The organism is Pseudescherichia sp. L3, assembly GCF_024656065.1.
GTDB lineage: Bacteria > Pseudomonadota > Gammaproteobacteria > Enterobacterales > Enterobacteriaceae > Pseudescherichia.
In genome coordinates, this window is sequence record NZ_JANKYC010000001.1 from 875,049 (window position 1) to 898,100 (window position 23,052).

The window sequence follows — 23,052 nt, forward strand, 5'->3', positions numbered from 1 at the left end:
GTGAGGGTGGCCGCATGGAAAAATTACTTGAGCGTTTTTTGCACTATGTTTCGTTAGATACCCAGTCAAAACCGGGTGTCAGACAGGTTCCAAGTACAGAAGGACAGTGGAAGCTATTAGAGCTGCTTCGCGATCAGCTTAACGAGATGGGCCTTATCAACGTGACGCTGAGTGACAAAGGCACGGTGATGGCGACGCTGCCCGCAAACGTAGAGGGCGATATCCCCGCCATTGGGTTTATCTCCCATGTTGATACCTCCCCGGACTTTACCGGCAAGAATGTTAATCCACAGATCGTTGAGAACTACCGCGGCGGCGATATCGCTCTGGGCGTAGGGGATGAGATCCTCTCGCCGGTGATGTTCCCGGTGCTGCATCAGCTGCTGGGGCAGACGCTGATCACCACCGACGGCAAAACCCTGCTCGGTGCGGATGACAAAGCCGGCGTGGCGGAGATCATGACCGCGCTGGCGGTGCTGATTAAACAGAACGTACCTCACGGTGAGATCCGCGTGGCCTTTACGCCTGATGAAGAGGTGGGAAAAGGGGCGAAGCACTTCGACGTGCCAGCGTTTGGCGCGCATTGGGCCTATACCGTTGACGGCGGCGGCGTAGGGGAGCTGGAGTTTGAGAACTTCAACGCGGCCTCGGTGACGATTAAAATTGTGGGTAACAACGTGCACCCCGGCACGGCGAAAGGGGTCATGGTGAATGCCCTGACGCTGGCAACGCGTATTCACGCCCTGGTTCCTGCCGATGAGAGCCCGGAAACCACCGAGGGTTACGAAGGTTTTTATCATCTCGCCAGCATAAAGGGGGCGGTCGATCGTGCGGAGATGCACTACATCATTCGCGATTTCGATCGTAAGAACTTTGAAGCGCGCAAACGTAAGATCATGGAGATCGCCAAGAAGGTCGGCAAGGGGCTGCACCCGGACTGCTATATCGAACTGACGATCGAGGATAGCTACTACAACATGCACGAGAAGGTCGCTGAGCATCCGCATATTATCGATATCGCCCAGCAGGCGATGCGCGACTGTGATATTGAGCCGCAGCTTAAGCCTATTCGCGGCGGCACCGATGGCGCGCAGCTCTCCTTTATGGGCCTGCCGTGCCCGAATATCTTTACCGGCGGCTATAACTACCATGGCAAACATGAGTTCGTCACCCTGGAAGGGATGGAGAAAGCGGTGCGCGTGATCGTACGGATTGCGGAGCTGACCGCGAAGCGGGGGTGATAGTGAGGCTGCGGTGGGTTCGTAGGCCCGGCAGGCGCGCCGGGCGTTACGTTACCGAGAACTAATCCTCGAAGAACCAGTAGCCGCTGTTAACCAGCGCGGCGAGCATGGCGAGGAACGACGGGTCGTCCAGCGCGTCGCCGAGGGTGTCGGCGGTCACCACCATATGGTTTGCCAGCGCGGCGAGGGCCGGGCGGTGCGGGGAATCAACCTTCTCACCGTTAACAAATATCTCTTCGCCGACGCGCAGCACGCGCAGGCCGCCGAGACGCACCAGCTTGTCACCCTGTTGCAGCGCATCGTAGATCTCATCCGGCTGATACGGCGGCTCCGGCGGGGAGACGTCCAGCTCGTGGCGCGACTGAGAGATAAACTCACCGAACCACTGCTGGAACTGTGCCGGCTGGTTAACCAGCTCGAGCATCATTCCGCGCAGCTTATCCAGCTCCTGCGGCAGAATATCCGCCGGGTGCTCACGCGACGGCACGTCCGGATCGCTGTAGCGGTGGCTGCCCAGCTCGCGCTGCAAGACATAGTCCGCAAAGCCGCTGATCATCTCCCGACCGCTTGGCGCACGGAAACCCACCGAGTAGTTCATTGAGTTTTCAAGAGAGTAGCCCTCGTGCGGGAAGGCAGGGGGGATATAGAGGATATCACCCGGCTCCAGCTCCTCATCAATGATCGCTTCAAAGGGATCGACCTGCAGCAGATCCGGGTGCGGACAGTGCTGCTTCATCGGCACTTTATCGCCCACGCGCCAGCGGCGGCGGCCGGTACCCTGAATGATAAACACATCGTACTGGTCGAGGTGCGGACCCACGCCGCCGCCCGGTACGGAGAAAGAGATCATCAGGTCGTCAATACGCCAGTCCGGCAACGCCCGGAAGGGATGCATCAGGGCGGCACTCTGCTCGTGCCAGTGATCCACCGCCTGTACCAGCAGCGACCAGTTGGTTTCACCCAGGTGATCGTAGCTCTCAAACGGGCCGTGGCTGACGTTCCATTTACCATCCTGATGACTGACCAGGCGGCTGTCGACTTCGCTCTCCATCGCCAGCCCAGCCAGCTCGTCCGGCGAGAGGGGATCGATAAAGTTGGCTATGCCACGCTTCAGCACTACCGGGCGCTTTTGCCAGTAACGCTGAATAAAATCGGGCCAGTCGAGTGTTAATTGATATTCCATATGAGTTTCCTGGTCTTGTGTCTGACTCGGATTATAACGGATGGCGGCCTGGCTGGATGCTTAATTCGTTAATTATCCCCGGCGCTCTCCTGCTGGCGGGAAAATATAGCCTCCATCCGCGCGCCGCCGAGCGGGCTTTCTCCAGTAACGATCTCCCCGCCGTACTGCTCCACGATTTCGCGGGCAACGGCTAAGCCTACTCCCTGGCCGGGACGCAGCGTATCGGCGCGCTGACCGCGATCAAAAATCGTCTCTCGCAGGCTAACGGGAATACCGGGGCCGTCATCGTCAACGATGATATGCAAGCGATCGTCAGACTGCCGGGCAGAAACTTCAACAAACTCCAGACAGTATTTGCAGGCGTTATCCAGCAGGTTACCCATCACCTCCATCAGGTCGTTTTTCTCGCCGACAAAGCTAATTTCCGGGGAGATATCGAGAGTGATAGCCACCCCTTTGCGCTGATAGACCTTATTCAGCGCCGAGGTAAGACTGTCCAGCATGGCCGCCACCGGATGCAGCTCGCGGCTAAGCATAATACTGCCGCCGCGCATGCTGGCCCGATGCAGATAGTAGCCAATCTGCTGGGAGATACGGCTGATCTGCTCCAGCATCACCGGCTCGGCATCGTTCACGCTCAGCTTATTGCTGCGCAGCGAGCGCAGCGTGCTTTGCAGCACCGCCAGCGGGGTCTTCAGGCTGTGCGTCAGATCGGTGAGGGTGGTACGGTACTTGTCGTAGCGCTCGCGCTCGCTTTTCACCAGGCGATTGAGGTTGCGCACCAGGCTGACCAGCTCGCGGGAGGTTACCGGATTCAGGCGCTCACGGTGGTGCTCCTCCAGCTCACGCACCTCTTTCGCCAGCGCTTCGATGGGGCGCAGGCTCCAGCGCGCGGCTAGCCACAGCAGGGGAATAACCAGCAGCAGGTTAGCCATCACCACGTAGATAAACCAATTCCACACCTGATGCGCCTGCTTTAGCTCATCGGGCACGGTGTCGATCACCACAATGGTCATCGGTGGCATATGGGCCGTCGCCGGGAAGTAGTTCACCGCCACCGAGTGGGTGGTTTCGCTGTCATTGTCGTCCGCGCGCAGGTCGCTGAGGGCTTTCTGCGCCGAGGGGTCGCCGCTGATCAGGGCGCTGGTGGCGTCGGCGTCGGCCTCAATCTCATGGAAGCCATCGCTCTTCAGCCACTCAGGGCGAATGCGCTGCACCAGCCACGGCACGCTGCGCTGGGACCACAAAAGCTGCCCCTGCTGGTCGTAGATCAGCGCCACGGTAGGACCTTGCAGATTCAGGTTTTCCGGCAGCTCAATACTAAAGCGCTGGTTGTCCCACTTTGACAGCGTATAGAAGAGGTTGCTCTCGCCGCGCAGCAGGCGAAAGGTGGTTTTGTCGAAGCTGACGCTGTAGCCCACCAGCGCCACCATGCCGTAGGAGAGGGAGAGCACCAGCACGACGGCAGCCGTGGCGAACAGAAAACGGACCCGCAGGGAGAGCGGCAGCAGGTGCCGCCGAAGCCTCTTCATGAGGGCAGTTCGAACAGATAGCCCTGACCGCGCACGGTATTAATCACCTCATGGGGATACTGGGCCTGGATCTTTTTCCGCAGGCGACCCATTAGCACGTCGATGGTATGGCTCTCCCGCAGCTCGGCGTCCGGGTAGAGCTGTAGCATCAGGGCATCTTTACTCACTACCTTGCCGCTGTTGCGGATCAGCGTCTCCATAATGGTGTACTCGAAGGCGGTCAGCTTGATCACCTCGTCGTCAATAGACAGCTCCCGACGCGAAAGATCGACCTGGAACGGCGGCATAGAGATAACCTGCGAGGCGTGACCGCCGTTGCGGCGCATCAGGGCCTGCATGCGAGCAGCCACCTCTTCAATATGAAACGGCTTAGTCACGTAATCATCGGCCCCGGCGCTCAGCACCTCGACCTTATCCTGCCACCCTTCACGGGCGGTGAGCACCAGCACGGGTAGGGTGACATCATGGCTGCGCCAGCGGCGGATCAGCGACAGCCCATCCTCATCCGGCAGGCCGAGATCGACGATGGCGATGTCAGGAAGGTGTTCATTTAAGTAGTAATCCGCTTCCTTTGCATCTTCGGCGGCGTCGACCTGGTGCCCCAGCTCCTGCAGTTGAACTTTCAGGTGGTGGCGCAGCAAAGGGTTATCCTCTACGACGAGTACGCGCATTGTCCGAACTCCCATACATTCATGTTGTGAATAGTTTAACGCGAATGCGTGATTATGATGCGAATGAAATCAACAGAGAGTAAACCAGTGGGGAAGCAGCCCGCTCCCTAAACGAGAGCGGGCTAAAAGGCAGGGGGATTATTTCAGTTCATCGACCATGGTGATGGCGCGGCCAATGTAGTTGGCAGGCGTCATGGCTTTGAGGCGGGTTTTCTCTTCCTCTGGCAGCGCCAGGCTATCGATAAACTGCTTCATGCCTTCGGCATCAACGCGCTTGCCGCGAGTCAGCTCTTTCAGCTTCTCGTACGGCTTTTCGATACCGTAGCGGCGCATCACCGTCTGGATCGGCTCAGCCAGCACTTCCCAGTTATGATCCAGCTCGTCGAGCAGACGATCGCGGTTCACTTCCAGCTTGCTAACGCCTTTCAGCGTCGACTGATAGGCGATCAGCGCGTAGCCGATACCTACGCCGAGGTTACGCAGCACCGTGGAATCGGTGAGATCGCGTTGCCAGCGGGAGAGTGGCAGTTTGCTCGCCAGGTGTTGCAGCATCGCGTTGGAGAGGCCCAGGTTACCTTCGGAGTTTTCGAAGTCGATAGGGTTAACCTTGTGCGGCATGGTGGAAGAGCCGATTTCACCGGCGATCGTCTTCTGCTTAAAGTGGTTCAGGGCAATGTAGCCCCAAACGTCACGGTCGAAGTCGATCAGAATGGTGTTGAAGCGTGCCATGCAGTCAAACAGCTCGGCGATATAGTCGTGCGGCTCGATCTGGGTGGTGTAGGGGTTCCACTGGATGCCAAGGGAGGTCACAAACTCCTCGCTGAACTGGTGCCAGTCCACTTCCGGGTAGGCCGCGATGTGGGCATTATAGTTACCCACTGCGCCGTTGATCTTGCCGAGGATCTCTACCTGGGCAAGCTGGCGGAACTGGCGCTCCATGCGGTAGGCCACGTTGGCCATCTCTTTGCCCATGGTTGACGGCGTTGCCGGCTGGCCGTGGGTGCGGGAGAGCAGCGGGATATCGCGATACTGCTCCGCCAGATCTTTTACCGCATTGATAATCTTGCGCCAGTAGGGCATAACCACCTCTTCCCGAGCGGTATGCAGCATCAGGGCGTGAGAGAGGTTGTTGATATCTTCCGAGGTACAGGCGAAGTGGATGAACTCAGAGACCGCATGCAGAGCCGGTACGTCAGCCACTTTCTCTTTCAGAAAGTACTCGACCGCTTTCACGTCGTGGTTAGTGGTGCGCTCAATGGTTTTAATGCGCGCGGCGTCTTCTTCACTGAATTCCGCGACAATCTTATCAAGGTAACCGTTTGCGTCGGCAGCAAAAGCAGGAACTTCCTTGATAGCTGCATGTGCCGCCAGTTTTTGCAGCCAGCGTACTTCTACCTGAACACGAAACTTCAGCAGGCCGAATTCGCTGAAGATCTCGCGCAGCGCGCTGACTTTATCGCCGTAGCGTCCATCGACAGGGGAAACGGCGGTCAGTGAGGATAATTCCATAAGACAAAACTCCGGGACGTTAACAATGAGCAAGAATTTGTTTCGCCTGCGTGGACAGACGATTACGGGAAAACATCAGCTGCAGACGACCGCCGCCCACCTGGTGCCAGAGCACGGCGGCGCGGATCCCGGCAAGCAGCGAGGAGCGAACTTTCGCCTGCACCTGAGCGCTTTGCAGCACCGCCGGGGAGCCGGTGACCTGAATACGCGGGCCAAGAGGGCTAATGACATCGACATAGATCGCCGCCATCGCGCTTAACAGGGTGTCGGAGTGCAGATCGAAGTGTTCAAGCTGGCGTGACAGCCCGGCAATGCGGCTGCCAAGGTTATCCATTGCGCCTTTACTCGCGGCGAGCTTACGCTCCAGCACCATCAGGCTCAGCGTGTAGCGGGTCAGCTCGGCGTTCAGCCCTTCGCGACTGCTGGCGTTGAGCACGCCCAGCAGGGTTTCGAGACCCATGCGCAGGTTGGCTTCGCTACCGCCAAACACCGCCAGCGTGGAGTCCGGATTCTGGTCGATAACGCTATTCAGCGAGACATGCAGGGCGTCGGAATCGCAGGTGCCCTGATGCGCCAGCTGCTGCACCAGACGAGCCGACTGGCAGATCCCTGCCAGTGCGATGGTGATATCATAATAGTTCTTCGCCACACTCACTCCTTGTATCCCCGCAGCCTTACGCCCACGGGGAGAATGTTCTACGTTAAACCGGCAGCGGCAGACGCTGCTCAATAATGCCGCCGCCCAGGCACACTTCCCCGCTGTAGAAGACAGCGGACTGGCCCGGCGTAACGGCAGCCACCGGCTCGTCAAAACGGACTTCAATACGCTCGTCATCCAGTGCGGTGACGGTGCAGGGGATATCCGTCTGACGATAGCGTGTTTTTACCGTGCAGTGCAGCGTGCCGGTAAAGGTTTCGCGATCGACCCAGTGCAGCTGTTGAGCAATCAGGCCCACCGACATCAGGCGCGGATGATCGTGACCCTGGGCGACGATCAGCACGTTGTTTTCAACGTCTTTATCGACCACGTACCACGGATCTTCGCTGCCCTCTTTGGTGCCGCCGATACCAAGGCCTTTACGCTGGCCGAGGGTGTGATACATCAGCCCCTGGTGCTCGCCAATCTCGTCCCCGTCAACGGTGATGATTTTACCCGGCTGGGCAGGCAGGTAGCGCCCCAGGAACTCCCGGAATTTGCGCTCGCCGATGAAGCAGATCCCGGTGGAATCTTTCTTCTTGGCGGTGATCAGACCCAGCTCTTCGGCAATTTTACGCACCTCGGGCTTCTCTAGCTCACCAACCGGGAAGAGGCTCTGGGCGATCTGTTCGTGGCCGAGGGTATAGAGGAAGTAGCTCTGGTCTTTGTTGCCGTCCAGCCCGCGCAGCAGCTGGCTTTTGCCATCGACGTCCGCCCGGCGCACGTAGTGGCCGGTAGCGATATAGTCCGCGCCGAGATCTTCGGCGGCGAACTCCAGGAAGGCTTTGAATTTGATCTCTTTGTTGCAGAGAATATCCGGGTTTGGCGTGCGGCCAGCCTTGTACTCTTCGAGGAAGTGCTCAAAGACGTTATCCCAGTACTCTGCGGCAAAGTTAACGGTGTGCAGCTCAATGCCGAGCTTGTCGCACACCGCTTGCGCATCGGCAAGGTCGGCGGCAGCGGTGCAGTATTCCTCGCCGTCATCCTCTTCCCAGTTCTTCATGAACAGGCCTTCCACCTTATAGCCCTGCTGTTGCAGGAGCCAGGCAGAGACGGAAGAGTCGACACCGCCGGACATCCCGACGATCACTTTTTTTGGGCTTTCAGACATAGAATACTCGCGACATTAAACTTCAAGGCGGCGTATTCTATCATGCAAGCGCGCCTCAGGCATCACTTGTAAAAGGCCAGTTAAATTCGCCGATCAGCGCCAGCGGGTAGCGCTGACCGCTCTGGTAGCAGCGGATACTCTCCGCCACCAGCGGCGATCGCAGGTTAGAGGCGTTTAAAATCTCATCGGCAGTGACCCACAGGCAGCGATCGATATCGCCATCGTTGGGCCAGGTAGCGCACGTTTCGTTAAGCTCGATGGCAAACAGAAAGCGCAGGAAGGGGGTGTTGTCCGGCGCAATCCACTGGTGCATGCGAATAAAATGCTGGGGAATGGCATCAATGCCGGTCTCTTCCCACAGCTCGCGCGCAGCGGCCTGCACCAGGGTTTCATTGGCTTCAAGGTGTCCGGCAGGCTGGTTCCACAGCGCCTTATCGTTGATGGTCTCTTCAACAACCAGAAACTTGCCCTGGGCATGCACTACGCAGGCAACGGTAACGTGCGGTTTAAACATACTTTCATCCTTATTCAGCAATATCTCGCCACTCACCGTTGGCGAGATTATCCAGCGTGTAATTTCCCATAGCGTAACGGATCAGGCGCAGCGTGGGAAAACCTACGTGCGCGGTCATGCGCCTCACCTGGCGGTTCCGCCCTTCATAGAGGGTGATTTTCAGCCAGGCGGTAGGAATGGATTTCCGCTCGCGGATCGGCGGATTACGTGGCCACAGCCATGCTGGCTCACTGACCACCTCGACGCCGGCGGGTAGGGTAGGGCCATCGTTGAGCGTCACCCCGTTGCGCAGCGCTGCTAGCGCCTCCTCGCCGGGTAGGCCCTCTACCTGAACGTAGTAGATCTTCCCGGTGCGCTTGCCCGGCTGCGTCAGCCGCGCCTGCAGTGCGCCGTCGTTAGTCAGTACCAGCAGCCCTTCGCTGTCACGGTCCAGACGGCCTGCGGCGTAGACATCGGCAACGGGGATAAAATCCTTCAGCGTGCTGCGTCCGGCCTCGTCGGTAAACTGCGGCAACACATCGTAGGGTTTATTGAACAAAATCACCCGCTTTGGGTGGGTTTTGCCGTGACGTTTGGTAGGTTGTTGTGAGCTGAATCGCTTAACCCGGTGATCTATAAAAGAAGTTTTGCGCATGGTATTTTCAGATGTTAACAATTGCCGCATTATAGCGGAATAACTTGCGCCTTTCATGCCAGCCGACAATCAGTTAGTATTGACAGGCCCATTACAATTTATTAACAAAACAGCAGAACGAAAACACGCTCGAACTCGAAGGAGAGGTGAATGGAAAGCAAAGTAGTTGTTCCGGCGGAAGGTAGTAAGATCACCCTGCAAGACGGCAAGCTGAACGTGCCAAACAATCCGATCATCCCGTTTATCGAAGGTGATGGTATCGGTGTGGACGTGACGCCGCCGATGATCAAGGTGGTTGATGCCGCTGTGCAAAAGGCCTACAACGGTGAGCGTAAAATTTCCTGGATGGAAATTTATACCGGTGAGAAATCGACCCAGGTGTATGGCCAGGACGTCTGGCTGCCGACTGAGACCCTGGATCTGATCCGTGAGTATCGTGTAGCAATTAAAGGCCCGTTGACGACTCCCGTCGGCGGCGGTATTCGTTCCCTGAACGTTGCCCTGCGCCAGGAGCTGGACCTGTATGTCTGCCTGCGCCCGGTACGTTACTACCAGGGTACGCCAAGCCCGGTTAAACACCCGGAGCTGACCGACATGGTGATCTTCCGTGAGAACTCCGAAGATATCTATGCTGGTATTGAGTGGAAAGCTGACAGCGCTGACGCTGAGAAAGTGATCAAATTCCTGCGCGAAGAGATGGGCGTGAAGAAAATTCGCTTCCCGGAACATTGCGGTATCGGTATCAAGCCGTGCTCAGAAGAGGGTACCAAGCGTCTGGTGCGTGCTGCCATCGAGTATGCAATCACCAACGATCGTGACTCCGTGACCCTGGTGCACAAAGGCAACATCATGAAGTTCACCGAAGGCGCGTTCAAAGACTGGGGCTATCAGCTGGCTCAGGAAGAGTTCGGCGGTGAGCTGATCGACGGCGGCCCGTGGCAGAAGATCAAAAACCCGAACACCGGCAAAGAGATCATCATTAAAGATGTGATCGCCGATGCGTTCCTGCAGCAGATCCTGCTGCGTCCGGCCGAGTACGACGTGATTGCCTGTATGAACCTGAACGGCGACTACATCTCCGATGCCCTGGCAGCCCAGGTTGGCGGGATCGGTATCGCACCGGGTGCAAACATTGGTGACGAGTGCGCACTGTTTGAAGCAACCCACGGTACTGCGCCGAAATACGCAGGCCAGGACAAGGTTAACCCAGGCTCGATCATCCTCTCCGCAGAGATGATGCTCCGTCATATGGAGTGGTTCGAAGCCGCAGACCTGATCGTTAAAGGCATGGAAGGCGCGATTAACAATAAAACCGTGACCTATGACTTTGAACGTCTGATGGACGGCGCTAAACTGCTGAAATGTTCAGAGTTTGGTGACGCGATCATCGAAAACATGTAATCCATACTTTGGATTACATGACAACGGGAGCCAGTGTGCTCCCGTTTTTTATTTATTAAGGCTATTATAGGTAGTTATCTAAATTATATTAAAGTGCATGAATTTTAAGGGGTATAGAAATGAATAATGAAGATTTACATTATATGGATATGTTAAAATTACAGTACGAAAGAATTGCTCATCACGAAAATCAAAGATTAACTTTTAGTAGCCTTGTTCTAACTATAACAGCTGCGATGTTCACGTTTTTTTTATCTGAAAGTAATGATATTTCTCAGGGTGTGAGCGATTTTTTGCTAGGTTTTTTGATTTTGATAAATCTTTTTGCGGCAATATTCATAATAAAGTCTAGGCAATGGGTTAAATTCCATCAGGAAAGAGCTCGCTTTTTACTAAAAAAATATAATGAAGCGCTTTTTAATTCTGTATACAATGACGCTGACACTAAATCAAAAAATACCATTGAAGAGGATGTTTTACCTCATCCGCCATTGAAAAAGAGCAGTAAATTTGATTTTCTAAAGCGCCCTGGCTTACAGTCTTATTTACATGTAAGCATAATTATTATCTTTACGATTATTTCCCTAATAAAATAATGCCGTTCTTTTATATTTTAATCTTTTTGGCTTTAACAAAATGTAATCGTTGTTATGAGTAAAGTAAAAAAAACTGGCTCGCTTTTTTAATTAAGGGAGGGTGGGAGGTGGGTGGCTCCCATCCTTATTGCTAACCTACTGACTAACGAATAAGAGATAAAACGACACCTATTATAGCTGAAATCAGGTAAGCTACCGTTGCCGTAATCCAAATATAGGATAGATAATTCATCCACGGTTGAATTTTTAAGTCATTTTCTTCAAAAAAGCTGTAGGCCGGATCGCTCTGTTTAAGAAAGGAAATTTTTTTCTTCTTACTCAGTTTGATAAAAAACCTGCTTACTGGAAAAACACCGAAAAAACCCACCATATGATAAAATGAACTTGGCGCTGGAAAAGTATATTTTTCTTTGAATAGTGAAACTAAGTTTTCATAGCTCTTTTTGTTAGCCAGGTAAATCAGGAAAGAGATAAAAATAAGAATACTACCGAAAAGCCCTATAAATAACCCTAACCTCGCCAGTACATGTTCAATCACCAGTTGACTCCAAAAATTTATTGACCAGTTTTTCCCCTGCTGCACTACCAGCATAACTCCCTGCGATAGAACCTATCGCAGCACATGCGACACCACCCATACCCATTGTAGTAATGCCGACCATAGCGCAGAGCCCTAACATAGCCCCACCGCCCAATGCTCCAGTAGTTATACCCGAACCAGTGCTAAAAGCAAACTTAGTATATTTTTGAAAAGCAATCTGCTTGCATTCGTTTTCCCGCTTCAGCGTACAGTTATTGATAACCTCACTGCTAACACCAGCGAAAGAAAAAACTATTCCTATATAGCCACCGTACTTCAGGAAACGCGCAGCTTTAGCAGCGTTTCCTATATAGTTTGAATAACCAGGTAAACCCGTAATACCAGTAGTTGACCATTCATGCACAATTGAGCGACTAGAAAGATTCAATGCCCGACGCATATCTTCATAGGGCCTAAATTTCACAGAGTGACGAGCAAGGGACTTGAGCAATGGTTTGTTTACTAAGTCTTTCAACTGATTTAATAGTTGGTTACGCTCAATAAAAAACTGCTGACCAATCAGCGTACCCTGTGTGCGGTATTGATTCTGATAGGTGGCCTCGATCTTTTTCAAGGTCTGCTCAATGGCAGAAAAATATTTTTCTCCAACATCCCCTGTAGTGCCAAAAATTTTATCACCAGCACTAGTTAACCCAGCAATGATGCCATAATGCTTTTGAAGAAAGCTCGCATCTTCAGCACCCACGCCTATAAAGGCATTCTGGATATTTTGTTTTACCTGTCTAAGTTTATATAGTATCTGTGTTGTCGCTGGTGTAACGTTACTTGGGTCGGCAACGATCAATATCTGACCTGGGATGAGCCACTGCGAATCAGCATTGAGTTGCATAAATAGGCTAGCAGCAGGAGAACGGGTATCTCTGAACAGTACTCGGGCCTGAAAATTAAGGTTTCCAGGCTGTTGCACAATACAATAGCCTGGGGCAACTTGGCGTGCCATGCATCCATTCTCCGTTACAGTATGAGTAAAGCCTGCCATTAGCCAGGGTAAATACTCTTTTATGAAAGATAATCAACTGTAATAGTAAAGATAGCATCGGTGTTAAGCAAAAAGTGTGATTTTTATTAAGGGGATTAATAACGACAACCACTAATTATTATGAAAATCCCATTCCCTCGATTCATGTCACCTTCTATCTTTAAAATAAAATTATGTGTATATCTGATTTTAGTCAAGGAATGGGCTGAAAGATGGAGATAACATTAACTTCTATGAAGTACTGAGTAAGAATAACGGCTCGTTGATTTCCATTACAGAAAAAATATCATGCTATTGAAAGAGTAAAATGGCCTCCTTAAGAAAAATCTTATCAATTATTTTATTATTATCAATGCGGCCGCTCTTTGCCGCCGGGATGGAAAAAATTTTGACTGGCCAAGAGAGCGAGCTGTGCCAAAGTAAAAAACTAGCAAATGATGATATATCAAATTATATTGATTGCCTGCAAAAAGAAGAGAGCAAAGTAGATAAAGCAGTGAAGGCCGCTTTTGATAGATCGTTAGCTACCGTTCAGTCGGATGAGTGGCTTCTGCCAAACGTTGATTATGAAAATAGCCACTCTGATATTGTCAAACAAAACAAAGAGGCATTCATCAGCAATCAAAAAAGCTGGCAGAAGGAAAATATGCAATTTTGTGAACTCGCCACGTCCAGAATAAGCGCCTCTGCGCCGTTGCATCCAGCGTTACTTCTTCAGTGCAGAATCAATATGAAAAAGAGAAGAGTTGAAGAGCTGAACTATTTTAGCGTGGAGTGAAACACCCCCATACTGGTCTTAATAATCCTTCAAAGCACCAGGCAGGGCGCTGCGCTGACGGAACCATGCAGCAAAAAAGCCGATGATAATGAGAAACTCGGCAAGATCGCCGCCGTAATACATCCACTGCGCGGCCGCCTGAATCTCCTCAACGCTGGCCGAGGTACCCTGCGGGTATCCATAGCCGTACATCAGCTTGCCGAGGATCGCGTGTGCGGCGGTAGCTAAGAAGATTACTGTCAGCCGTAGATTTCTCGACGGACGATGGGGGGCAGGATCCGGCCCGGCGACAGACCAGGTAAACAGGTAGCCGGAGAGTACAAAATGCACGTGGAGCAAAACAAACAGCACGGGATCGCCCATGCTCAACGTGTAAAAGGGCGTGAGATAGAGCAGATACATGCCGCCTATATCCAGAAACGCAGCGGTAACCGGGTGGATTAAAAAACGTATCGGACGGATGCGGAGAAAATTCATGATGCCGCGAGCCGTTCGGGCTGAAACGCTGCGTAGCAAAAGCGAACCCGGCGCACCAAATACCAGCCCAAGCGGCCCAAACATACCTAAAAACAGATGCTGCATCATATGACCGCGCAGATCGTGATGGGCCCAGCTTGCCAGCGGTGGCAGCATGGCGGCCACAATCAACACGGTTCCGGCGGTAAAGCTGGCGATGCGCCAGCTGCTCCAGCGGGCGGTACGGCGAATTCTCAGGGCGGCGAACAGATACAGGCAGAGCAGCGCCACAGGAATAATGACCAGCAGAATAAACAGCGCGGCTGAAGGTGCGCCGTCTGGATGATGCATCATCGGCTCCACGACTTAACCCCTGGCCGTACGGCGCGCGCGGCGAAACAGCAGATAGCCTGCCAGCAACAACACTACGGCAACCCCGTTCCAGATGACATCGTAAAGCAGAACGTTTTCAACGTAGCGGATCTGATGCAGTCTAAGCAGCTTGTGATCGACAATCCCGTCAAATAGCTGGAAACCCCCCATCCCCAAAACAAAACCCGCCCATGCTGCCGTTCGATTAAGCACGCCGCGGCGATAGAGCCCGGTATACATAAAAAATCCGAGCACAAATAGGATCAGCTCAGCGGAGTGCAGCAAACCATCCGACAGCAGGCTGAAAGCCGGGGTGCCCCAGTCGAAAAAGTGATGCCAGGCCAGAAGTTGATGGAATACCACTTCATCAATTGCTGCCATCATACCGATGCCGAGCGGAACGGTGGCGAGCAGGGATCGTTTTAAGTCGGAGTGAAGCGGGGACGTTAAAGGCGGCATGCGCTCTCCTGAGAAAATTAAAATTTTACTTAAGAAGCGTAGTTGAAAATAACAGGGTTCCGGGCGCATGCTGCGGATGTTGGCAAATATTTCGCTGCGCTCCTGGTGAAAATGCTAATCTGCTGATTTATTAAAGTTGTTTGATAATCAGAGGGAAGATGTTCGCAATGGAGATTACGTTAGTAAGGCATGGCAAACCCGATCTGAAAAAGTCTGGCAGCGTAAATGCGGCAGGTATGCGGGAGTGGGTATCTGCCTACGACGCGTCATCTATTTCTGGATCGCCTGCATCTGCGGCAAAAGTAGCCTGTCAGAATAGTAACCTGGTGGTGAGCAGTCCGCTGCCTCGCGCTGTTTCCTCCCTTCATACGTTGGGCGTAAATCCAGATTTCATTTTGAATGAGTTGAGCGAGGCCCCACTACCCATCTTTAACGTACCGGCGATTAAATTACCGCCCTCACTGTGGCTGGTGCTCTTCAGGCTGCTCTGGTTAGCGGGCGCGTCGTCAAAGAGTGAGTCCTGCGCAGATGCTCAACAGCGCGCGAAAAGAGTCGCGGATCGCCTGACAGCGCTGGCCCATGAGCACGAACAGGTTCTCAGCATGGGGCACGGCATCATGAACAAGCTGATAGCCAAAGAGCTCGAACGCGCAGGTTGGAAAAAAGTTACGGATGGGGAATCAGATTATTGGGGGACGGTAAGATACCGCTATAAAACGTAAGCCAGATAAATCCTCCCTCGTAGCATCAGAGTATAGAGATTGCATAATGCGACAAAATGTCGCATATTAAGCATGCGCACACTTTGCGTAGGCATTCTACACGTAAGGTGATTTAATCCGGGAGACAGGTGATATGGCCATAAGCATTCGTTTAGACGATGACTTCGTTAGCGACGTAAAGATTCATGCTGAAGCTGCAAACCGCAGCGTTCCCAGGCAGATTGAGCACTGGGCTAAAATAGGGCAGATTGCAGAAGATAACCCTGACCTTCCCTACAGCTTTATCAATGAAACCCTGCTGGCGCAAAGCGAAATCAAAAACCAGAAGGTAACGCGATATGCCAGAAGGACAGGGCGTTCAAAAAATTGATGTTTACCAGAGTCGCCGTTTCGAAAAGGCGTTGGACAAACTCCCGACCGCTTTACTGAGGGTGGTAGAGGATGAGATCGATAAAATCATTGATAACCCAGCTATAGGCGAGCAGAAGAGGGGAGACCTCAGCTTTCTCTGGGTGCACAAATTTCCGCTAAACAAACAGCAGGCGCTTCTGGGATACAGTTGGGTCAGGGATAAGCTGGAGCTCTATCTGCTAAGCATAGGCTCGCACGAAAACTTCTATCAAGATCAAAAGAATAACCGCAAAGTCGATTTAAAGCTTACCGGCTAATCAATAAAAAAACGGGAGCCAGTCGGCTCCCGTTTTCTATTATTACCCTACAACCCGCTCTGAAACAGCATCACAACCAGTTGTATTTAGAGTAAAGGGTCAGAAAGAGTCCCGCTGCGGCTAACACATTTAGCAAGACTACCGTTCTGCTTGATACATTCATCGTTGCGTCCTTTCGGTTACGTGACGGAGAGTTTAAACCAATTCAATGAACTAAAAACTACTAAAAATGGTGTGTGCCAGAGGGCAATCATTTCATGAACATTGCCGGGCATTTACAATGAGAGAAGTATAGACCGCGCTCGCCTGACGTAAAGTATGATTAGATATCTTTTACATATTCATGGAGACACTGCTTGACCATTTATGACTCCCTGCTGGCATTTACGCTGGCCGCTGCTCTGCTTACCCTGACTCCAGGGCTGGATACCGCGCTGGTCCTGCGCACCGCCTCGGTCGAGAGTCGGGCCCAGGCGTTTAAAGTTGCGCTGGGTATCAATGCCGGGTGCTTTATCTGGGGAGCGATGGTGGCGTTTGGTCTGGGCGCGCTTATCGCCGTCTCTGAGCTGGCCTATTCCATTCTGAAATACTGCGGCGCAGCTTACCTCTGCTGGCTGGGGGTGAATATGCTGCTGAGTCGCGGGGGTGGGTTAACCGCAGCGGCAGAGGGAGAAACACCCAGGGCAAAGCAGAGCGGGTTTATCAAGGGGCTGCTGGGCAATCTGCTAAACCCCAAAATGGGCGTCTTCTACGTCTCCTTTTTACCGCAGTTTATTCCCCACGGTCAGCCGTTAATCGCCTGGACCTTTGGGCTGGTGGCGATCCACGTTGTGCTGGGGCAGACCTGGTCGACGGTGCTGATTCTGGCCACGCGTCCGCTCGGTCGTTTCCTGAAACGCAGTGCGGTAGTACGCTGGATGGATCGCACCACCGGCACGCTGTTTATTCTCTTTGCCGCTAAGCTGGCACTGAGTAAACGCTAACAGGTTCCATGTCGCAGCAGGCCAGGCAGCTTATCCACCGCGCTGCCTTTTGCCAGCCATGCCGGGATCTCCGCTGGAGAGATTGGCCTGGAGAAGTAATATCCCTGCGCTTCGTCACAGCCATACTCCTTCAGCATCATGGCCGTCTGCCTGTCTTCAATCCCCTCCGCCAGTACCAGATAGTTCAGATCCTTGAGCATCGTAATGACGTTGCGGGCGATAATTCGGCTATCGGAGTCAGAGACAATCTGGCTGATAAGCGAGCGATCGAGCTTTATAACATCGAAGGGAATGCGTCGTAGGTAGCTGATATTGCTGTAGCCTGCGCCGAAATCATCGAGCAGGATTTTAAAGCCCTTATTTTTCAGCTGACCCAGCTCGTACAGTGCCTCATCGCTCTCCAGCACCTTCTCGGTCTCCAGACATTCGATACGCAGATCCGCTACCGTGAGCCCGGCATTAAGCAGGCTCTTCTCCAGCTCGTCGGCAAAACCCTGGCGCGAGAAGTCGCTCACCGTGACGTTAATGGAAACAGGCAGGTCAATTCCGGCTTTGCGCCAGGTCTGAAGCTGCTCAATGACGGTTTTGATTACCCATTGCGTAATATCCGTCATCAGGCTGGTCTTCTCTGCCAGCTGAACAATGGTTGACGGCGGCACGTTGCCCTGTACCGGATGATGCCAGCGAAGCAGCGCTTCACAGCCTTGGGTCAGGCCGGTATGCAGTGAAATTTTCGGCTGATAGACCATATAGAGCTGATCCGGCGCTTTGATCGCCTCGCTCAGATCGTGCAGTAGCCGGAAGTGGTTATTGCGCTTCTGATCGAGAAGAGGATCGAAGGCCAGAACAGGAATTTCCTCGCGCATCGCCTCGTGCAGGGCGCTGATGCCCTGGCGCAGAATTTCATGCGGATCGTTATCCTTCGGAGTGAAGTTGACATAACCGGTACGCACCTGCAGGTTAATACCAACATCGCCACGGATCTGCGCATCGATATCCGGCAGGGAGCCCGCCCTTTGGATTAGCGTCTGGGCTATCGCGGCCTCTACCAGCACGGCATAACGCCCTGGCGCAAAAGCAAACAGCGTTATTCGTGAAGATAGCTTAAGGCGCAGGCGCAGCAGAGGGCCAAACCCACGCAGCATCTTCTCTACTGCGGGTAGACCAAGATAGCGCGACAGCTCATAGGCGCGGGGCATATCAATACAGTCGAAGAGGATCAGCGACCAGGGCTGGGCGTTGTTATCCAGCACCAGGGTCTCTATCTCTTTTAAAAGAGACTGGCGGTTAGGCAACCCGGTCAGGCCATCAATGCGGCCCAGCGAATACCATGCCTCAAGATAGGTGCTGGCAAGTGCGGCAACGCGCAGGAAGTTATCAATCTGCTCCGGCGTTGCCGCGACAGGCTGCGTATGGCTAACGCATAGCGTACCCAGTACAAACCCTTCCTTTGTTTGCAGGGGAGCAGCGGCATAGAAGATGACTTGCCCTGTAGTAACCAGAATATGGTCGGCAAAGCGGCTGTCGGTGCGGGTGTCGGAGCAGATAACCGGCTCGACGCTGGCAACGGCATATTGACACATCGTTTCAGGGATCGCGGTTTTTATTGGCAGCTGGGAGATATTCTTTACATATTTAATATATTGATACTGGTCGTCGAAAATGGTGACGAAGCAGCCATTAACGCCCATGATGTCGCTGGCCAGATTCGCAAATTCGCCAAGCGCGGTATCCCGCGCTTTATCGTACTTGCGTAAGAGGGCAAGCGCCGCCAGCCTTTTTGTTTCGTTCTTGCTGAGTCCACTGAACATGTATGAGCTCCTGCCCAGATGAGGATCTAAAAATTGAACCCGTACCGACACAACATTATTTGCAACATTAAATTAACATGTCAGCGACGTGTTAACCCTGTTTAAAGCATAGTCGATGTCAATACGGTAAAAGCACGCTAAAAATTCGAGAAAGGGGCCTCGAATATATCGTCTACCTCTCCAGTGCGAGTAGACGATATTAAGAAATAGGGTATACGAGAGGGATTACCACCAGCCCAGTTGCGTACCGGCCACGACAACAATCGCCACGATCAGCATAATAACCGTTGTTTTTTTCACGCCTTGCTCCTGAAAGATCGCTAAATAATGAATTAATCCAGAACGATAAAGGGGCTTTTTTGCCGACCTTTTTTCTCCTGGTACATGGCGACATCGGCCATGCGCAGGGCAGTATCGGCGTCGGTCTGCGTGGGGTCAATCTCAACGATACCGATACTGGCACCGGGATAATAGATCCGTATATTCCCCAGGCTATAGTCGCCGATAATGTGACCGCTCAAGCGCGCCTTCAGCTCGCGGAGATAGGCCTCGTCGCTTTTTCCGCGCACGCTGCCCAGACAGGCAAGCATGAACTCATCGCCGCCCAGCCTGCCAGCAATGTCGTTGCCGTCGCACTGACGTATGATCCGCTGGCCCACCTGCACTAAAAAGAGATCGCCCACGTCATGGCCAAAGTTATCGTTTATTGATTTAAAATTATCGAGATCGATAAAGGCAATGATCACCGGCACATTCAGATGGCGCGCCAGCGAGAAAAGAGTAGAGAGGTTGTCGAATATCGCCCGCCGGTTAGGCAAGCCGGTAAGCGCATCGGTGTAGGAGTGGGAAATCAGCGCCGCGTTGGCTTCCCGCAGCTGTGCTACCAGAGACTCCTTCTGGATCGCCTGAGAAATCAGTCCGGCAAAGAGCTGCAGAACCTGATTTGCCCGCACGTTTAGCGCATGGGTTTCGGCGCTGGCAGCGCAAAGCGTGCCGTACAGCGTCCCATCGGCCAGATGAACGGGCGAACTGAGATAGGTTTTGATGCCCAGCGCGCGTGCAGGGCCACAGTCGCCCCAGAGCGTAGCGACATCATTGCTAAAGAAGCACTCATCGTCCAGGGCGCGCTTGCAGAGGGTATCTCCCCAGGGCACGGAAAGCCCCTCCGGAATATTCATCTGCTTGCTGTTTCGGGCATACAGGATGTGCTGCAGGCGGGCATCGGTATCGATTTTGGTCAGGTAGGTTGACTCCATTTCGGACACCAGCTCAAGCATCTCCAGCAGCTGGCGAACCAGACTTTCAACGGTTTGTTCACTTGCGAGCGTTTCCGAAACGCGAGCCAGAATAATATCTGACATGACTCTCTTTTACTCCCGTATAAAGGTAAAAAACCCTTATACGTTATGGTTAATATTTGGGCTATCCGTACAGTAAAACATGAAAAGCGGCGAATTCATATATCATGTTTTCTCGTCTGCCTAAAATCAGCAGAGGTTTTAATCGCAGGCATGAATTACTGTGATGACAATGACCTGTCTCTCAGAGTAAAATTTCGCTTAGGAATTATCCTAACCGCAAATTCTATTTTTCTGTGAACGAGAGAGCTATGTTTCAGTTAAAACCGGGCAGCCTGGCAATGGTTATTGGCGCACAAACTCCTGCTGGACGCCGCAACATTGGTAAATCCGTGGAGCTGTTTGCGCTGTGCCAGCCGGGAGATCGTTTTCTGAACCCGGTTAACGGCGTGATGACCGACATGCCGATCGCTGCCCCACGTGCGCTATGGCTGGTAACCGGGGACGTTGTGGCCTTCGATGGCCAGCACGGTTTTGCGTTTGTTCGCGCCGAGCACCTGATGCCGCTTCTGCCGGATTCGTTGCCGGAAGAGGTAGAGGCCCGCGAGTGGTGCTAATCAGCGTCGCCCACCTATTTTAAGGTATTGTGATACCAGTAAAAGATCGGTAATCTGAGGCTCCTTATGTTATCCGTAATTTGCCCCTGACATAAGGACTCCCGCATGGAACACACTCCTTTGAAAAAAACGCTGCGTATTGCCCTCGTAGGCGACTATAACCCTGACGTTGTTGCGCATCAGGCGATCCCGTTGGCGATTGATGATGCCGCCGCCGTGCAGGAACTGACGGCCGACTACGACTGGCTGGCAACCGATGAGATCGCCAGCGAAGAGGATTTGGTAGGTTATGACGCCATCTGGGTCGTGCCGGCTAGCCCCTATAAAAATGCCCAGGGCGCGTTCACGGCGATTCGCTATGCCCGTGAGAACGGCGTGCCGTTTCTCGGCACCTGCGGCGGGTTCCAGCATGCGCTGATTGAGTACGCGCGCAACGTCATGGGCTGGGACGATGCGGCACATGCTGAAACCGACAGCGCAGGACGTATGGTGGTGACGCCGCTGGCCTGCTCGCTGGTGGAGCAGACCGGCACTATCGAGCTGCGTCACAATACCCTTATTGCCCGCGCCTACGGCAAAGATGCCATTGACGAGGGCTATCACTGTAACTATGGCGTGTCGCCAGCGTTTGCCGCCGAGCTGGATAAGACCGATCTGCGCGTCACCGGCTGGGATGAAGAGGGCGAAGTGCGCGCCGTTGAGCTGATCACGCACCCATTTTTTGTTGCGACGCTGTTCCAGCACGAGCGTGCCGCCCTGAGCGGTCGTCCCGCGCCGCTGGTTCATGCGCTGCTGCGCATCGCCAGTAACTAATCTCCGATCGCCCCTCTCTTACCGGGCGTCGATCTCGCGATCGCGCCCGGCAAAAATGCCAAACGCAGCCATCACCACCGCCAGCAGGGCGCAGGCGATAAGCGGAATGCGCCAGTCGCCGCTGGCATCGTGGATCTTGCCCATCAGCGGTGGGCCAAACGCCGCCAGCAGGTAGCCCACCGACTGCGCCATGCCGGAGAGCGCTGCCGCCTGATGCGCCGAGCTGGCGCGCAGGCCGATAAAGGTCAGACCGAGGATCATCGTCGCACCCGAGCCGAAACCAAAGATCACCGTCCACAGCACCGCGTGGGCGGGAACCAGCCACAGCCCGGCGGCGCTGACGGCACACATCAGCGCCACCAGCGCGGCGATGCTGCGCTGATCGCGCAGGCGATGCAGGATCAGCGGAATAACAATGCCTGGTGCCGCGGTAGCCAGCTGCAACAAGCCATGCAGAGAGCCCGCCTGGGTTTCGCTGTAGCCCAGGCTCAGCAGGATCGCCGGCAGCCAGCCGATAATCACGTAGTAGATAAGCGAGTTAATACCCAGAAAGAGCGTCACCTGCCAGGCCAGCGCCGATCGCCAGATCCCACGATTTTGCAGGCTACCCGCCTGGGTCAGGCTGCTTGCTGCCCGACGTCCGGTCTGGGGCAGCCACAGCAGCAGGGCAACCAGTGGGAACGCCATCAGCATCAGTAGCGCCCCTCGCCAGCCAAATCCGTGTAGCGCTAAGGGCACCACCAGCGCCGAACCGAGCGCTGCGGCTGCCCCCATCGTCAGGGAATAGGCACCGGTAAGCTTTGCGACCTGGCCGGGGAAGTCACGCTTGATCAGGCCGGGCAGCAGGACGTTACCCAGCGCAATCCCGCAGCCAACGATCGCCGTACCGACAAACAGCAGCGCGGCGGAAGGCAGCGAGCGCAGGGCAATGCCCGCACAAATAAGGATCAGCGCAGTGGCGAGGCTGCGCTCCATGCCAAAGCGGCGGGCAGCACCGGCCGCCAGCGGGGAGATAAGAGCAAAGGCCAGCAGCGGCAGGGTGGTCAGGAGTCCGGTTTGCGCCGTGGTCAGGCCGTAGTCAGCGCGAATGGCGTCCAGCAGGGGGGCGGCACCGGTAAAGGTCACGCGCAGGGTGGTGGCAATCATTAAGATCCCGGCAATCAGCAGCAGTCCCTGCTTGCGGCCGGAGGAGGTCAGGCTAGTCATTGTTTTCTCAGGTTGAATACGTTGCTAACAGGATAACGCTTTTTCGCTGTGATGAAAGCAGCCGACGAACCCTGAAAAGCTTATGTGCCTATAGCCTTATTCTATTTACGGATATGTAATGCACTTTTTGATATTTGTCTGACGCCAATGCTTATGTGAACGTAGCGCTAAATATTTATAACCAGGGATAACAGGGATTA

At 53.8% G+C, this 23,052-nt stretch carries 26 protein-coding genes; 10 read left to right on the top strand and 16 right to left on the bottom strand.

All coding sequences use genetic code 11. The features are described 5' to 3' along the window. Positions 1 to 14 precede the first annotated feature (14 nt). Entirely contained in the window at positions 15 to 1,241 is a 1,227-nt protein-coding gene (pepT, locus tag NR795_RS04240; protein ID WP_257757239.1) for a peptidase T, read from the top strand. A gap of 61 nt (positions 1,242 to 1,302) precedes the next feature. On the opposite strand, the gene NR795_RS04245 is transcribed toward pepT, so the two are convergent. From NR795_RS04245 to rluE, 8 genes are all read right to left on the bottom strand, one after another. After that, positions 1,303 to 2,424: a cupin domain-containing protein gene (locus NR795_RS04245; protein ID WP_257757240.1), complete on the bottom strand. Its 1,122-nt coding sequence runs from the start codon at positions 2,422 to 2,424 to the stop codon at positions 1,303 to 1,305. A 68-nt stretch (positions 2,425 to 2,492) separates the two neighbouring features. Continuing rightward, positions 2,493 to 3,956: a two-component system sensor histidine kinase PhoQ gene (gene phoQ, locus NR795_RS04250; RefSeq protein ID WP_257757241.1), complete on the bottom strand. Its 1,464-nt coding sequence runs from the start codon at positions 3,954 to 3,956 to the stop codon at positions 2,493 to 2,495. Then, positions 3,953 to 4,627, bottom strand: coding sequence for a two-component system response regulator PhoP (phoP, locus tag NR795_RS04255; RefSeq protein ID WP_144812282.1), 675 nt, complete (start codon positions 4,625 to 4,627; stop codon positions 3,953 to 3,955). Before phoP ends, phoQ begins: the two co-directional genes overlap by 4 nt. Positions 4,628 to 4,765: 138 nt before the next feature. Further along, complete coding sequence (gene purB / locus NR795_RS04260; RefSeq protein WP_144812279.1) at positions 4,766 to 6,136, bottom strand: adenylosuccinate lyase; 1,371 nt, start codon at positions 6,134 to 6,136, stop codon at positions 4,766 to 4,768. Between the two features lie 19 nt (positions 6,137 to 6,155). Beyond that, complete coding sequence (hflD, locus tag NR795_RS04265; protein WP_144812277.1) at positions 6,156 to 6,785, bottom strand: high frequency lysogenization protein HflD; 630 nt, start codon at positions 6,783 to 6,785, stop codon at positions 6,156 to 6,158. A gap of 52 nt (positions 6,786 to 6,837) precedes the next feature. Continuing rightward, a complete protein-coding gene (gene mnmA, locus NR795_RS04270; RefSeq protein ID WP_144812275.1) occupies positions 6,838 to 7,944 on the bottom strand; it encodes a tRNA 2-thiouridine(34) synthase MnmA in 1,107 nt (368 codons plus the stop codon). A gap of 55 nt (positions 7,945 to 7,999) precedes the next feature. Then, positions 8,000 to 8,458 carry an NUDIX hydrolase gene (locus tag NR795_RS04275; RefSeq protein ID WP_144812272.1) on the bottom strand — a complete coding sequence of 153 codons (459 nt, stop codon included), beginning with the start codon at positions 8,456 to 8,458 and terminating at the stop codon, positions 8,000 to 8,002. 10 nt (positions 8,459 to 8,468) lie between these two features. After that, complete coding sequence (gene rluE / locus NR795_RS04280) at positions 8,469 to 9,122, bottom strand: 23S rRNA pseudouridine(2457) synthase RluE (RefSeq protein ID WP_257757243.1); 654 nt, start codon at positions 9,120 to 9,122, stop codon at positions 8,469 to 8,471. Between the two features lie 120 nt (positions 9,123 to 9,242). Between rluE and icd the strand changes: the two genes are divergently transcribed. After that, positions 9,243 to 10,493: an NADP-dependent isocitrate dehydrogenase gene (gene icd, locus NR795_RS04285; RefSeq protein WP_144812267.1), complete on the top strand. Its 1,251-nt coding sequence runs from the start codon at positions 9,243 to 9,245 to the stop codon at positions 10,491 to 10,493. Positions 10,494 to 10,612: 119 nt separating this feature from the next. Then, positions 10,613 to 11,089, top strand: a complete 477-nt coding sequence (locus NR795_RS04290) for a hypothetical protein (protein ID WP_238084406.1) — start codon at positions 10,613 to 10,615, stop codon at positions 11,087 to 11,089. Positions 11,090 to 11,231: 142 nt separating this feature from the next. On the opposite strand, the gene NR795_RS04295 is transcribed toward NR795_RS04290, so the two are convergent. Next, positions 11,232 to 11,627: a hypothetical protein gene (locus tag NR795_RS04295; RefSeq protein ID WP_257757245.1), complete on the bottom strand. Its 396-nt coding sequence runs from the start codon at positions 11,625 to 11,627 to the stop codon at positions 11,232 to 11,234. Continuing rightward, on the bottom strand, positions 11,620 to 12,630 hold the full coding sequence (locus NR795_RS04300) for a hypothetical protein (protein WP_257757246.1): 1,011 nt from the start codon (positions 12,628 to 12,630) through the stop codon (positions 11,620 to 11,622). The genes NR795_RS04295 and NR795_RS04300 overlap by 8 nt, the downstream gene beginning before the upstream one ends. 346 nt (positions 12,631 to 12,976) lie before the next feature. Between NR795_RS04300 and NR795_RS04305 the strand changes: the two genes are divergently transcribed. Beyond that, positions 12,977 to 13,447 carry a DUF1311 domain-containing protein gene (locus tag NR795_RS04305; protein WP_257757247.1) on the top strand — a complete coding sequence of 157 codons (471 nt, stop codon included), beginning with the start codon at positions 12,977 to 12,979 and terminating at the stop codon, positions 13,445 to 13,447. Positions 13,448 to 13,465: 18 nt separating this feature from the next. Here the strand turns inward: NR795_RS04305 and NR795_RS04310 are convergent, their stop codons facing one another. After that, complete coding sequence (locus NR795_RS04310; RefSeq protein ID WP_257757248.1) at positions 13,466 to 14,257, bottom strand: cytochrome c oxidase assembly protein; 792 nt, start codon at positions 14,255 to 14,257, stop codon at positions 13,466 to 13,468. A 12-nt stretch (positions 14,258 to 14,269) separates the two neighbouring features. After that, positions 14,270 to 14,734, bottom strand: a complete 465-nt coding sequence (locus NR795_RS04315) for a DUF2243 domain-containing protein (RefSeq protein ID WP_144812259.1) — start codon at positions 14,732 to 14,734, stop codon at positions 14,270 to 14,272. Between the two features lie 167 nt (positions 14,735 to 14,901). Between NR795_RS04315 and NR795_RS04320 the strand changes: the two genes are divergently transcribed. From NR795_RS04320 to NR795_RS04330, 3 genes are all read left to right on the top strand, one after another. Then, positions 14,902 to 15,456 carry a histidine phosphatase family protein gene (locus tag NR795_RS04320; RefSeq protein WP_257757249.1) on the top strand — a complete coding sequence of 185 codons (555 nt, stop codon included), beginning with the start codon at positions 14,902 to 14,904 and terminating at the stop codon, positions 15,454 to 15,456. Positions 15,457 to 15,589: 133 nt separating this feature from the next. Continuing rightward, complete coding sequence (locus NR795_RS04325; protein ID WP_103821259.1) at positions 15,590 to 15,826, top strand: hypothetical protein; 237 nt, start codon at positions 15,590 to 15,592, stop codon at positions 15,824 to 15,826. Beyond that, positions 15,795 to 16,124 carry a type II toxin-antitoxin system RelE/ParE family toxin gene (locus NR795_RS04330; protein WP_257757250.1) on the top strand — a complete coding sequence of 110 codons (330 nt, stop codon included), beginning with the start codon at positions 15,795 to 15,797 and terminating at the stop codon, positions 16,122 to 16,124. Before NR795_RS04325 ends, NR795_RS04330 begins: the two co-directional genes overlap by 32 nt. A gap of 70 nt (positions 16,125 to 16,194) precedes the next feature. Here the strand turns inward: NR795_RS04330 and yncL are convergent, their stop codons facing one another. Continuing rightward, positions 16,195 to 16,287 carry a stress response membrane protein YncL gene (yncL, locus tag NR795_RS04335; protein WP_144812251.1) on the bottom strand — a complete coding sequence of 31 codons (93 nt, stop codon included), beginning with the start codon at positions 16,285 to 16,287 and terminating at the stop codon, positions 16,195 to 16,197. A gap of 193 nt (positions 16,288 to 16,480) precedes the next feature. On the opposite strand from yncL, the gene NR795_RS04340 reads away from it, so the two are divergent. Continuing rightward, positions 16,481 to 17,107 (top strand): LysE family translocator, encoded by a 627-nt coding sequence (locus NR795_RS04340; RefSeq protein ID WP_238084413.1) that lies wholly within the window; start codon positions 16,481 to 16,483, stop codon positions 17,105 to 17,107. Here the strand turns inward: NR795_RS04340 and NR795_RS04345 are convergent. Together NR795_RS04345 and NR795_RS04350 are read right to left on the bottom strand one after the other, a co-directional pair. Continuing rightward, entirely contained in the window at positions 17,104 to 18,918 is a 1,815-nt protein-coding gene (locus NR795_RS04345; protein ID WP_257757251.1) for a sensor domain-containing phosphodiesterase, read from the bottom strand. The two genes, NR795_RS04340 and NR795_RS04345, sit on opposite strands and share 4 nt — an antisense overlap. 332 nt (positions 18,919 to 19,250) lie before the next feature. Next, complete coding sequence (locus NR795_RS04350; protein WP_257757252.1) at positions 19,251 to 20,279, bottom strand: sensor domain-containing diguanylate cyclase; 1,029 nt, start codon at positions 20,277 to 20,279, stop codon at positions 19,251 to 19,253. A gap of 248 nt (positions 20,280 to 20,527) precedes the next feature. Between NR795_RS04350 and NR795_RS04355 the strand changes: the two genes are divergently transcribed. Together NR795_RS04355 and NR795_RS04360 are read left to right on the top strand one after the other, a co-directional pair. Next, the gene (locus tag NR795_RS04355) at positions 20,528 to 20,833 is read left to right on the top strand and encodes a hypothetical protein (RefSeq protein ID WP_257757253.1); all 306 of its coding nucleotides are present in this window, start codon (positions 20,528 to 20,530) and stop codon (positions 20,831 to 20,833) included. A gap of 105 nt (positions 20,834 to 20,938) precedes the next feature. Beyond that, entirely contained in the window at positions 20,939 to 21,646 is a 708-nt protein-coding gene (locus NR795_RS04360) for a CTP synthase (protein ID WP_257757254.1), read from the top strand. A gap of 18 nt (positions 21,647 to 21,664) precedes the next feature. Here NR795_RS04360 and NR795_RS04365 read toward each other — a convergent pair whose 3' ends face one another. Continuing rightward, positions 21,665 to 22,852, bottom strand: a complete 1,188-nt coding sequence (locus NR795_RS04365) for a CynX/NimT family MFS transporter (protein ID WP_257757256.1) — start codon at positions 22,850 to 22,852, stop codon at positions 21,665 to 21,667. Between the last annotated feature and the right edge of the window lie 200 nt (positions 22,853 to 23,052).